We start from the raw sequence: 12254 nt of genomic DNA on the forward strand, positions 1-12254 counted from the left end.
CTTTGGGTGCAGCACCCAATCTATTTTTCTCAAGCATGAAGGTCATCTCCTAGAATAAATTCTGACCTCTACACCTTCGACAAAAGATTGGAAATACCTGCTAGTTAATTGTGCTGTCGTAGTTTTAAAAAAATATAAGAGTTTATATGTTTTGGAATGAACGTGAACGCGGAGTTACTCCAGCTACCTCGCACGGAGGGACTACGGTGCGCTGTTCTAGCCAAAAGTGTCATTACCGGGAGTTTGAGGGAACTACAGGGCGCTATAATTCTGAAAACCGCCATATTCCACGCTCGAGGGAACTACGTTCCGCTATTTCTCCGTTTTCCGGTTGGAATCAGCAGGTTCCGCTTAAATAGCGGATATCAGTTCCTTTTCATGTTACGTTTACCCCAGTTTCCGCCAGTTAGCGGATCATAGTTCCTTTTCACACGACGCTCTCTGTCATTTCAAAGCCCAAAGGGAACTACGATCCGCTAGATTGTTAAAACCGTTATGAAGATGCTAATCTCTAAAGGCGGCAAAGCCGCTTTCTTATGCTGAGCTATAGGGAGTTATGAGTTATCCGCCGCATAATAGGAGCGGGCATTTAGCGTTAGCTGAATTGATTGGAAAATGTACAATGGTTTGCCTCTTCGAGCTGTGGTTCTCGTATTTTCACTGGAGTTTTTCCAGTGGAAGGCGCGATTTTCTGATAACGATCACTTTTAAAAGACATTTCTACTGGACAAAATCCAATAGAGCGGATCACCTATAAGCATAAATGAAGAAATGACTGTACGATCTCCAGTAGAACGGGAATTATTATCGAGATTACTCCAAGCGTGCCAGAACCCAGAACCCAGAACCCAGAACCCAGAACCCAGAACCCAGAACCCAGCACCTAGCACCCAGCATCCAGACCCAGCACCCAGCACCCAGTAGTAGCCAACAGTCCCTTCCTCTTACGAACTCAGCCCTTACGAACTCAAAAGCCCTTATGTAGTCAAAAACCAATAGGTTCGAGATTTTAACGAACTCTAGAAGCTGTATTTCAAGCAAAACAGCACCATTCCGCCTGCACGCAGCCACATAACGCCGCTTCAGTTCGCTAGATCAAAAGCGAGGCTGTTTCATCTCTTTAGCAACAATACAGTTCGTTAGCGAGGGTATGGCTATAAACTAGCTAATGCTCTTCAATAGTACGCCAGGATAATAGCAATATCCCGGTCATTGAATTGGAGAGAACCCTCTTCTGATTTCAGAAAACGATGACCTCTCGACTCGATATATTGGCAAAGCCGCAATAAAATCATGGGTTCAATATTCAGGAGCTTTGAAAGTGACATAATAGTTTTGTGCGTTTCGACAGCTTGGGCCATCCGCTTCTCAACCTCCTACAGATGTTTGTCTACTATCATAGTCAATTGGGCAGGTCGGATGTTGTCGAAATGTTGGGTTAACAAAATGTTCAATTCTGCTGACGCTTGAATCACACATTTACCTCACAGCATATTCACAAACATACCGCACAAACATAAAAGCCCTCGACTCCTTCCTAAGAAGGCTCGAGAGCTTGCATGGATCCCTTTGCTGACGGAATCAGATCTTCAATTCCCCAAGCTTGATCAGTTCTACAACCGCTTGTGAACGACCCTTTACGTTCAGCTTTTGCATGACGTTAGAAATATGATTTCGCACAGTCTTTTCACTAATGAAAAGTTGCTGCGCGATATCCTTCGTCGTTTTGTCCTGCACTAATAGTTCGAATACTTCGCGTTCGCGGTTCGTAAGTAGAAATTTGTTTTTGTGGTCGCTGCCCATGGATGTGTGTCACCCCTCCTTGCTCGGGTATTGGGAAATACAAGGTTAAGGGATACAGTCAAAATTAGTTTATGAAGGGCTGCTGTCAATGGTGCGGTATATATAGAAAAATAGGCGGTATCCACTTTTGAGTTTCCTCGTGATGCATGGTAAGCTGAAATGAGGGTTTTCTTTTGTGCAAAGGAGGCGATTCTCGTGTTCAAGCGTGATTATTTTATGCGGCAAATTGAGCAAATGACCGTGATGCTGCATCGCATACTTTTTAACAAGGAACATCTCCCATTGGAAGATGCCCAGAAGCTGCTGGATGAAGCCAGCCGACATTTGCTGGGGTTGAATATTCGCTCCCTGCAGGCGTTGTCGAGCAAAGATATTTTGGAGCTCTTGTCCTATCATGGCAGTCTGGATACGGCAAAAGCGTTGGTGATCACAGATATGTTCACAGCCCAAGGAGACATGCTCGAGCGGCATGAGCAAACAGACGAAGCGTACAGCGCGTATCTGAAATCGTTGGATTTGCTGCTGCACCTATCGCTGTCCCCCGAGGTTGAGCCGAAGGATGAAGAGTATGGAGAAATGATTGCCCGCATTCAGCAAAGCATGGGACGTCTGGAAGGCTGGATCATGCCGGAGGATATCAAGCGACTGTTGTTTGCCCATTACGAGAAGCAAGGCCTTTATGCCAAGGTGGAGGACGTGTTGTTTCATTATATGGAAGATCATCCAGACCAAGCTGAATTTCTTGGGCAGGGCGTTATCTTTTATGAAAAATTGCTGGAGATCCCGGATGATGATCTGCTGGCAGGTAATTTTAGCAAGGAAGAAGCGTTGGACGGTTTGCGCTTTTTGAAACAGAAGCTGCACTCTTTTGAAATTATGAATCCTTAATCGAATAAGAAAATTGAAGGTGTGAAGAAATGGCTTGGTATCAGGAAAGTTTTGGGAATGATTACTTAATCGTATACAAACATCGTGATTTGCAAGGCGCTTATCATGAAGTGAAGAAAATGATCGACTGGTTAGGTTTGAATCAAGGGGCGGAAGTACTGGATTTGTGCTGTGGGATGGGCCGTCATTCGATGGCTTTGGCGGAATTTGGCTACGAGGTAACCGGTGTTGATTTATCTGAAGTGCTGCTGCATGAAGCGGTGAAATTAGATAAGGATAAGCAGGTGACTTGGCTGCGCGGGGATATGCGCGAAGTTCCGCTCGATCAACCCTTTGATGCCGTTGTGAATTTGTTTAGCTCATTTGGGTATTTTGACGAGGACGAGCAGAATGAGCAAGTGCTGCATGAAGTGCATCGGCTTTTGAAAGAAGGTGGGCGCTTTATCATCGATTTCCTGAATCCGGTTTATACGCAGGCGAATCTGGTTCCTCAGTCGGAGCGGGTAGAGGATGGTATGCGGATTCTCGAAATGAGGGCGATTGAAGAGGGCTGTGTGCGGAAAAGAATTGTGATTACCGACAAAGATACTCCGCAGCGGAAATATTTGGAACAGATTAAGCTGTATGACCGGACGGCGTTCGAGGCTATGCTGCAAAAAGCAGGCTTACATATTGATCATGTGTATGGCGGGTATGATGGACAGGCTTATGAAGCGGATGCTTCAAGCCGAATGATTTTTGTAGGGCATAAGGAAGGATGACATTTCGGATATGAACATCGTAACGGAACATACAGAAGAGATTACCCAAGTGAAAGTTCCATTGCCCTTCCCGCTGCGGTGGGTCAACGCTTATCTCATACGCGGAGAGAAGGGATATACGGTGATTGATCCGGGACTGCATACGCTAGATGCCGAGGCAACTTGGCAGCAGGTCCTGCAGGAGCGGGGGATTGACTTCGAGCACATCGAGCAAATCGTGCTCACCCACCACCATCCGGATCACTATGGGATGGCGGGATGGTTCCAGGAGCGCACGGGCGCGCCGGTTCTCCTCTCGGAGACCGGCCTCGCGCAAGTGCAGCTCCTGTGGGGCGCCGAGCAGCCGATGTCGGCGCTGCTCCTCACGCTCTTCGCCCGTCATGGCTTCCCGCAGGACGGGCTGGACGAGATGACGAAACACATGGTGAGCTTCGTCGATTTGGTCTCGCCGCAGCCGCAGGTGACGCTGCTGCGCGAAGGCCCTGTGCGCCTCGGGAACCGCGTGTACGAAGCCATCGAGACCCCTGGCCATGCCGCGGGGCACCTCGTCTTCTACGACGCCGAGGCGGAGGTGATCTTCTGCGGCGACCACGTCCTGCCGCAAATATCGCCTAACGTGTCCTTCCTCCCGCAGGTGGAGGAGAACCCGCTCGGCGCTTATCTCAGCAGCCTGCAGGAGATCGGCAGGCTGCCCGTGAAGATGGCTTACCCGGGGCACCGGGAGCCATGGCAGGGCTTCGGCGCACGCGCAGCGGAGCTGGTGCGCCACCATCATGAGCGGCTTGCGCTCATGGAGAGTCAGCTAAGCGTATCGCTGAGCGCTTATGATGTATGCCGGGCGACCTTCGGCGACCGGCTGAGCATTCACCAGATGAGGTTCGCGCTGTCGGAGACGATCGCTCACCTCATCCTGCTGGAACATGAAGGACGTATCCGTCAGGATGACCCGTCCGCGGAATTCATTCGCTACATTGCTGTAGCGAAATCATAATGAAAAGCCTCCAAACCGAGTTGCTGGTTTGGGGGCTTTTCCTGTTGTTATTGGAAGCCTAGGCACTGCGCTTCCAGATTACCTACTACTAGAATCGCTGCAATAGAATATACCCGCTTACACGTGAAGTATTTTTCTGATAGACGATTCTAAAGCCGATGTCATGATCCAATAAGCAGTTTAAAGCATTGATGACCAACCCATTGCGCACCAGTGTGAATGTGCAGGGTTGTGCATTGCCGATAACGCGGGCAGCGGTAATTCTGCGCGGAGAACCGGGAACAAGAGGGTTTCTTGTCCAACTAATCAAGACTAAGTCAGGTTGATGAACAGCTTTTGCACGAGCCAATCTAATCACCTCATTTCGTTGTAGATACTCTATATTGAATGCTTGTTTGCTATAAGTGTGCTGACTGAAAAGCGGAATGGGTATCATCATTGCCTTTTTTGCTTTTCATTTCACCAAACGCCAAAAAGCCACGCGGCGCCTAAGGCAACGCATGGCTCTTTCCCATCTCTTAGTTCAAAGGCTTGCTATAAGTCGGGATATTATTATGTGCAAGTCGGCCGCAAGCGGCTGCGACGATTCCACAGACCATATCATCGATAAAAGTGTTGCATTTTCCTTCGGAATGATCGCTGTCCAAATCTTTGATTATGCCGATTTTCTCTTTATCCAAATAGCCGAAGTTGGTGAGGGCGATGGTCCCGTACATGAGAGGGACGGCGGTAGCAATGCTTTCGTCTACGCCGAAAAGTCCTTCGTCCTGACCGACAATATGATTATATTGCGGATTGAATTCGCCTGCTTCCACGGCAGTATCGATTTTGATCGCCAATTGCAGGGCGTGGAATGTCTGCTGCTTGCGCAGAACGGCGAGCACATGCTCTTCGCAGAGGCTGCGCGGCATATCGGGATTATAGGGGCGCTGCAGGGTGTCGAGAATTTCCACCATATCATCAAGTGCTACGCCTCTAGCGGCTAGCATTTCCAGATTGCGCTGGGTGTAATCTTCTTTCACATTTTCCGAGATGATTACGCTTGCCGTTGAGGCTACGATGGCGCAGATCCCTTTGGAAATGAAAGATTTGGGGCGTTTGGTCGGAAAGAAAAAGCGGAATTTACAATCCATAAAGCCAAAGAGCGAGATGGCTCCGCTTCCATATAAACCACAGATGGACATCGCGATTGTCCGATGCACATTATAAGCAGGGTCTTTCATGCTGGCTAGCAGTTCGGAATCATGCTTTACTTTTTTTTGCAATTCCATGAGCGTTGACATGACGTTATACGTTTCTGTTTTGCTCAACACTCCGAGCAGCGTTGTGGTAATCATGTCATAAGGAATTTTTTTGATTCCTTTGATCTCGACGAGCAAGCGAGCCACAGCATCTTCTATGACAGCTTGGGAATAGTGACTGAAAACTTCATCACGGAATTCATTGAAAATAAGCGTTTTGTCTTTGAGGAAAGTTCTCATCGCTGCGCCTCCAGTTGGGTCCAATCTATTTGACAAGTATAGCATATCAGATTTAATTCTTGAAAATGTGGACAAAAAGTAGTTATAAATCGGACAAAGCTCCGTATACATAATAATACGAAAAAGCAATGTACAGGCCATTATCCAAGACCACAAAACGGGCAGATGCTTCTGAAGAAAGCTTCTGCGAAAACGCGAAGGAGGAAATAAGCAAATGAAACATCAACATTGGATTCGTTCAGCCGCTATTGCGGGGGTGATTACCTTGCTGACCACGGGATGTTCGGTTCTGGGCACTGGGAAAAAAAGTGACATCGATGCACCTCCTACCACGGGTGCGGAAGCGGAAGCCAAGACGACATCAGCTGCCGTTACGATCGATATGATGGAAGAAAACTCTTCACAAATGACGGTGTACGTCAAGGATGCCAAAGGCTTCGTAGCGCCGCTCAGCCTTGGACTTCCCAAGTCGGTGTCAGTCGCGAAGACGACGCTCGAGTACATGGTGGTTGGAGGGCCGGTTGCCAGTCTGCTGCCATCTGGTTTCCAGGCGCTGCTGCCCAAAGGAACCAAAATTGTTAGTCTGAACATCACGTCGGATAAGCGCGCGATCGTTGATTTCTCCAAAGAATTTCTGAATTATGATAAACAGGATGAAAGAAAGATTTTGGAAGCCGTCACATGGAATCTGACCAATTTCTCCAGTGTTGAGAAGGTCCAACTACGTGTAGAAGGCAAAGATCTGAAGGAAATGCCGCAGGCGAAGACGCCGCTGGATGCGCCTTTGGCTCGTTCCATGGGGATTAATATCGAGAAGGCAGAGGATGCCGAATTTGGGCAATCCACACCGGTTACGCTCTATTTCTTAAATCAAAATGATCAAAATTATAAATATTACGTACCGGTAACCCGACTTGTCAAACGAACCGATGATGTAGCCACGGCCGTTGTCAATCAATTGATCAAAGGGCCGGATCAGAAAAAAGGCCTGGCTGCCGTGCTTAACAAGACGACGGAAGTGAAGAGTATCAAGCCTTCAGAAGGATTAATTACGGTTGATTTCTCCAATAAACTTCTGGGCGCAGATCAGAAAGCATCCGCAGATGCGCTGCAGTCGGTGATTCTGTCTTTAACGGAGAACACGGGGTATAAGCAAGTTCAAATTAAAGTGGATGGCGCTGTGGTGAAAAGCTCGGCATCGGATCAAAATTACACCAAGCCGGTATCCCGACCTGCCCATATTAATCCAGCGAAGCTGTAAATTTATAGCGAAAGCCCTATGCTTGGGATCTTGTCATTGACAAGCTCCTTGGATGGGGCTTTTTTCTATTTATTTTGGTTATTTTTGGGGAAGAAGCTGAAATTTTTTTACAAAAGACTTCTACTACATTACAATGGGGTTTAAAGGATTAAAGCTTTTGAAGGAAGCAACAGGAGGAGAACAACAGTTATGAGAATTGGTGGAAGAACGAACCAAGACCTGCGTACGATGAAAATTACCCCTCATTATATAAAACATGCAGAAGGATCGGTACTCATTGAGATCGGGGATACCAAAGTTATATGTACGGCAACCGTGGAAGAACGCGTCCCCCCTTTCATGAAGGGGCAAGGCAAAGGTTGGGTAACGGCTGAGTACTCGATGCTGCCGCGAGCCACGCAAGTTAGGAATCAACGCGAAGCGGCCAAAGGCAAACAAGGCGGGCGCACGATGGAGATTCAGCGATTGATTGGGCGTGCTCTCCGCTCCGTCGTGAACTTGGAAGCCTTGGGCGAAAGATCCATTACATTGGATTGTGATGTGATCCAAGCGGATGGCGGAACGCGTACAACGTCGATTACCGGCGCTTTTGTAGCGATGGCGTTTGCAATCAATAAACTGGCTAACGATAAAAAATTGGCAAAGTTCCCGATCAACGATTTTCTGGCTTCCGTCAGTGTAGGTGTGATCGGCGATACGCCGCGTTTGGACTTGAATTACGAAGAGGATTCCCAAGCCAAGGTAGATATGAACGTCGTCATGACGGGCCAAGGCCAATTCGTAGAGGTGCAAGGCACAGGCGAGGATGCTCCTTTTTCCCGCAAGGAATTGGATGAGCTGCTGGCGCTTGCCGAAACAGGCATCCGCACGATGATTGAAGAGCAAAGCAAAGTGCTGGGACCGATCGCAGATCGTATTCGAGGTGTACAACATGCGGCTACAAAGTAATATTGTCGTCATTGCTACGCGCAATGAGGGGAAAGTCAAGGAGTTCGCTAAGCTGTTTGGAGCAAAGGGCTACAAGGTTCGCAGTTTGGCCGACTATACGGAGCTTCCGGACATTGTTGAGAGCGGGAAGACCTTTGCGGAGAATGCGCGGATCAAAGCTCAAATTATTTCGGCACACCTTCACGTGCCTGTGTTGGCTGATGATTCCGGTCTATGCGTCAAAGCTTTGGGGGGCGATCCAGGCGTCTATTCAGCTAGATACGCTGGAGAAGAAGCCACAGATGCCGATAATAATGCAAAGCTGTTGCAAGCTTTGAGCGAAACCGCTCCAGCGGGCGAGTTGCTGTCTGAAGCGGGCCACCCTAAGCTGCTTAGCGAAGCATCTTTCGTCTGTGCGCTGGCTTTAATCGATCCTGTGGCTAATGAGATCATCGAGGCAGAGGATGCTTGCCGCGGCTTCATTATCGGTGAGGAGCGGGGGGAGAGCGGCTTCGGTTATGACCCGCTGTTCTATATTCCTGCGATGGGAAGAACGATGGCTGAACTGACGATGGAAGAGAAAAATGCGATTAGCCATCGCGCCAAAGCGCTGCGTCTCTTTCTGGATCGACTGCCGAATCAAACGGACTAAATGAAATAGACCTGCTACCACTTGATGCGTGGATAGCAGGTTTTTTTTACTTTATCGTATAGAGATCTTATAGGTGCGCAGCCAGGTATCCACTTGAGCCAAATAGGCGAATAATTGAGGGCCTGTCATTAATTGGCCAAACCAAGGCAGATCAAAATCATTCTTATCCGAGCTGGCAAGTGCTCGGATTTTCTTCACGTCGATGAAGGGCAGCAAGGGGGAGCTGGAGTCATCGAGTATTTCCAACACCCATTTTCGCACGGCAGCCAGATAATTTGGGTTGTGCGTTTTGGGGTAAGGACTTTTTTTGCGGGTTAGGACATCGTCTGGGAGAACGCCTTTGAGGGCTTTGCGCAGAATGCCTTTTTCTCTGTCGCCGGAAGTTTTGATATCCCAAGGAATGTTCCAGACATATTCAACGAGTCGATGGTCGCAGAATGGGACGCGGACTTCCAGCCCAACCGCCATGCTCATGCGGTCTTTGCGATCGAGCAAGGTCGGCATGAAGCGGGTAATATTCAAATAGGACATTTCCCGCATCCGATTTTCTTGCTCGGTTTCGCCAGCTAGCCGCGGGACTTCACTTAATGCTTGCTGATAGCGATTGCTGACATATTCAATGGGTTTAATCCAATCGACGAGGTCGGGAGCTAATAAATCTACCCGATTATTCAATTTGAGCGACCATGGAAACGTATTGGCCGATAAGGCTTCCTCACTGTGAAACCATGGATAACCGCCGAAGATTTCATCCGCTGCTTCCCCGGAGATCGCCACGGTGGCATGTTTCTTGATTTCTCGGCAAAATAAATAAAGAGACCCATCGACGTCAGCCATGCCCGGAGTATCGCGGGCCAGAACGGCTGTTTTCAATGATTCCACAAGTTCCGGCGTGTCGAACTCAATATAATGATGTTCGGTGCCCAAGTGTTCTGTCATTCTTTTAATCCACGGAGCATCGGAATTCGGTTGAAAAATATTGGCTTTGAAATGCTTGTCATTATCTTTGTAGTCGACTGAGAAAGTATGCAGGGGGCCTTGCCCGCTCTCCTTGTAGTGAGCGGCAGCCAGCGACGTCAAGGCGCTTGAATCGAGTCCGCCGGAGAGCAGCGTACAGATGGGGACATCGGAGGCCAGTTGACGTTGGGATGTGTCGTTGAGCAGATTCTGGACTTGCAGGGCTGTTGCCGCAATATCATCTGGATGTGGTTTGCTCTCCAGCTTCCAATATGTGCGAATGGACAAGCCGTTGCGATCGAAGACTGCGCATTGTCCTGGTTTGAGTTCCGACATATTGCGGTAAATGCCGTGCCCTGGCGTTCGTGCAGGTCCGACAGCGAAGATTTCGGCCAACCCTTCTGCCCCGACTTCAGCCTTGAAGTCCGGATGTGCAAGGATGGATTTCGGTTCTGAACCGAATAGAAGAACGCCATTCTGATGAGAATAAAAAAGCGGCTTTACGCCAAGCCGGTCTCGCACCAGATAGAGGGACTGCTCCTGATCATTCCAGGCTGCAAAAGCAAAGATGCCATTCAAACGGTCAACACAAGCGCGCCCCCATTCGATAAAAGCAACCAACAACACCTCGGTATCGCAGGTCGTGCGGAATTGATGTCCACGGAGCTCGAGCTCTTTTTTCAATTCAGGGGCGTTGTAAAGCTCGCCGTTATATACAATGGTATAGGTGTAGTCTCCTTGTTTCCGAACCATGGGCTGAGCGCCGTTTTCCGGATCCATGACACTAAGACGACGATGCCCAAGCGCGCAATGCTGAGAAATCCAGGTACCTGAAGCATCGGGGCCACGCAAATGGAGTGTTTCCGTCATATTTTCTAGAATGGACGGGTACCCGGTCAAGTCTTTCCGCCAATCTATCCAACCCGTTATTCCGCACATAGACGTTCCTTCCTTTCTTTATGAAGAGAGCATGATGATTAAGGGTATGCAAATTAGGGATATATAATGTCTGTCCCTAGCCGGATAGGTGTGGCTGACAAGATGGATTTTGTGTTTTGCTAACAGGACTGTTACAATAAATCCAATTCTTACATATTAAATGACGAAGGTGATGACAATGAAAAAGAAACATTCCAAAGCACAAATCGATTACTTGGCCTCCAGAGAACATTTTTTGCAAATTAGCAATCAAGCGGATAAACGAATTGCCGAACTGAAAGAGTCCGGGGTTGAAGTAGGCCAAGCTGAGTTGGAAGACATCATTGAGCGTGTTGGTTTGCATCGTGCATACAATGAGCTTACACAAGCTGAAAATGTCTTGATCAACTGGACGCAAACCGCCATCAAGACAGAGCCGGAGTTTATGCAAAATCGTGACAACTTCGAGGAACTGTATGAGCGTGTCAAAACAGATGCGGAAGCCAGAGGGGCAATTCTTAATTTAGCCATGCGTTTAAATTTGGAGCTTGTGTGACATTCTAAAGGTGTAGTGCCATTCTTTCTTCAGGAGGCGAATGCTCATGGATAGTCATTTCATCAGCAAGCTGCATGACAAGCAGAGGAAAGCCGAGAAGAACTTCAGGACACAAGGTGATAAGCAGCCCGGCAGTAATTTGCCGCACAAGAAACACTAAGGTCGAGTGGCACCAAACAAGAACCTGCGAGGGAAGTAGCCTTGCAGGTTTTTGCTTTTTGCATGGTTTAAGCAGGTTGGATCCATACTAAACGAGTGGCTAATTCACTTACAGGAGGAGCAGCAGCGATGAGCAAAAAGAAAAATATGACGGAAAAGAACCAAAGTGCAATTGATAATTCCAAACAAGCTTCACAAGTGCAATCGAATTTGACCTCGACAGAGCCGGGGCATCATCAGCCTAATCGTCCATCTGTGTAGATGAGTTGGCGTGTCCAAAGCATCGCCAAGTAAGCTCCAACCTTGAGTTGGGGCTTTTTTCCTTGTAAGCCTATGGACATTACGGTAAGATGGGGAAGGAGTTGGAACAAGCTCTGTAATTTCATAACGGAAATAGGTGTTTATCCTAGGCAAGTTATTGCAAGGATAAGCTTAAAAGGGAAGATCGGTTCGAAGCCGACGCGGTCCCGCCACTGTAACAAAGGAGTCAACGTCTAGGGTGCCACTGATCGCTTCAGATTGGGAAGGTAGACGTTTGATGATGATCTTGAAGCCAGGAGACCTGCCTATTTTTGCGCACACAATGTACCTACGGGAGATAGGGAGGTGTTAGATGAACTATTCGCATACCATCGATAGGCGTCTTTCCCTTTTTTTAAAAGAGGGGAGGCGCCTTTTTTAGAACTATAAAAGTTTATATGTTTTGGAGTGAACGCGGAGTTACTCCAGCTGCCTCGCGTGGACGTAAGGGAACTACGGTGCGCTATTCTAGCCAAAAGTAACTACTTAGGTCTACCCAAAATTTTGTTGGATATTTTCTTCGTTGGCACAAGGGAATATGAATAAATATGGAGAATAGAGATTTATTCCATATTAGGGACGTGAGCCAATTGAAATGCA

Annotated in this window: 13 protein-coding genes and 1 riboswitch; of the genes, 9 read left to right on the plus strand and 4 right to left on the minus strand. The window is 48.0% G+C overall.

Features of this window, described 5'->3' with window-relative positions; all coding sequences use genetic code 11:
• Positions 1-1581: 1581 nt before the first annotated feature.
• Positions 1582-1803, minus strand: coding sequence for a helix-turn-helix domain-containing protein (locus tag IEY34_RS35465; protein WP_028556998.1), 222 nt, complete (start codon positions 1801-1803; stop codon positions 1582-1584).
• 195 nt (positions 1804-1998) lie between these two features.
• Between IEY34_RS35465 and IEY34_RS35470 the strand changes: the two genes are divergently transcribed.
• The 3 genes from IEY34_RS35470 to IEY34_RS35480 are packed head-to-tail and all read left to right on the plus strand — an operon-like array spanning position 1999 to position 4443.
• The gene (locus IEY34_RS35470) at positions 1999-2691 is read left to right on the plus strand and encodes a DUF6483 family protein (RefSeq protein WP_189020883.1); all 693 of its coding nucleotides are present in this window, start codon (positions 1999-2001) and stop codon (positions 2689-2691) included.
• 29 nt (positions 2692-2720) lie between these two features.
• Positions 2721-3452, plus strand: coding sequence for a class I SAM-dependent methyltransferase (locus IEY34_RS35475; protein WP_189020885.1), 732 nt, complete (start codon positions 2721-2723; stop codon positions 3450-3452).
• Between the two features lie 10 nt (positions 3453-3462).
• A complete protein-coding gene (locus IEY34_RS35480) occupies positions 3463-4443 on the plus strand; it encodes an MBL fold metallo-hydrolase (RefSeq protein ID WP_189020887.1) in 981 nt (326 codons plus the stop codon).
• 88 nt (positions 4444-4531) lie between these two features.
• On the opposite strand, the gene IEY34_RS35485 is transcribed toward IEY34_RS35480, so the two are convergent.
• Entirely contained in the window at positions 4532-4792 is a 261-nt protein-coding gene (locus IEY34_RS35485; protein WP_189020889.1) for a hypothetical protein, read from the minus strand.
• Positions 4793-4961: 169 nt separating this feature from the next.
• Positions 4962-5924: a phosphatidylglycerophosphatase A family protein gene (locus IEY34_RS35490; RefSeq protein ID WP_189020891.1), complete on the minus strand. Its 963-nt coding sequence runs from the start codon at positions 5922-5924 to the stop codon at positions 4962-4964.
• A gap of 214 nt (positions 5925-6138) precedes the next feature.
• Here IEY34_RS35490 and IEY34_RS35495 point away from each other — a divergent pair, with 214 nt between their 5' ends.
• The 3 genes from IEY34_RS35495 to IEY34_RS35505 all read left to right on the plus strand — a co-directional run bounded on the left by IEY34_RS35495 (position 6139) and on the right by IEY34_RS35505 (position 8764).
• Complete coding sequence (locus IEY34_RS35495) at positions 6139-7185, plus strand: GerMN domain-containing protein (protein ID WP_189020893.1); 1047 nt, start codon at positions 6139-6141, stop codon at positions 7183-7185.
• A 189-nt stretch (positions 7186-7374) separates the two neighbouring features.
• Complete coding sequence (gene rph, locus IEY34_RS35500; RefSeq protein ID WP_189020895.1) at positions 7375-8133, plus strand: ribonuclease PH; 759 nt, start codon at positions 7375-7377, stop codon at positions 8131-8133.
• The gene (locus tag IEY34_RS35505; RefSeq protein WP_189020897.1) at positions 8117-8764 is read left to right on the plus strand and encodes an XTP/dITP diphosphatase; all 648 of its coding nucleotides are present in this window, start codon (positions 8117-8119) and stop codon (positions 8762-8764) included. Before rph ends, IEY34_RS35505 begins: the two co-directional genes overlap by 17 nt.
• A gap of 51 nt (positions 8765-8815) precedes the next feature.
• Here IEY34_RS35505 and asnB read toward each other — a convergent pair whose 3' ends face one another.
• On the minus strand, positions 8816-10660 hold the full coding sequence (gene asnB / locus IEY34_RS35510) for an asparagine synthase (glutamine-hydrolyzing) (protein ID WP_189020898.1): 1845 nt from the start codon (positions 10658-10660) through the stop codon (positions 8816-8818).
• Positions 10661-10838: 178 nt separating this feature from the next.
• On the opposite strand from asnB, the gene IEY34_RS35515 reads away from it, so the two are divergent.
• The 3 genes from IEY34_RS35515 (at position 10839) to IEY34_RS37450 (ending at position 11615) form a co-directional block, all read left to right on the plus strand.
• Positions 10839-11195: a hypothetical protein gene (locus IEY34_RS35515; RefSeq protein WP_189020900.1), complete on the plus strand. Its 357-nt coding sequence runs from the start codon at positions 10839-10841 to the stop codon at positions 11193-11195.
• Between the two features lie 46 nt (positions 11196-11241).
• Positions 11242-11355, plus strand: coding sequence for a DUF4023 family protein (locus IEY34_RS35520; RefSeq protein ID WP_189020902.1), 114 nt, complete (start codon positions 11242-11244; stop codon positions 11353-11355).
• 128 nt (positions 11356-11483) lie between these two features.
• The gene (locus IEY34_RS37450; RefSeq protein WP_268240227.1) at positions 11484-11615 is read left to right on the plus strand and encodes a hypothetical protein; all 132 of its coding nucleotides are present in this window, start codon (positions 11484-11486) and stop codon (positions 11613-11615) included.
• A gap of 117 nt (positions 11616-11732) precedes the next feature.
• Positions 11733-11938: riboswitch (cobalamin riboswitch) on the plus strand.
• Positions 11939-12254: the final 316 nt, after the last annotated feature.

Origin of the sequence: Paenibacillus marchantiophytorum, assembly GCF_014640555.1 — a bacterium.
GTDB classification, from domain to species: domain Bacteria; phylum Bacillota; class Bacilli; order Paenibacillales; family NBRC-103111; genus Paenibacillus_E; species Paenibacillus_E marchantiophytorum.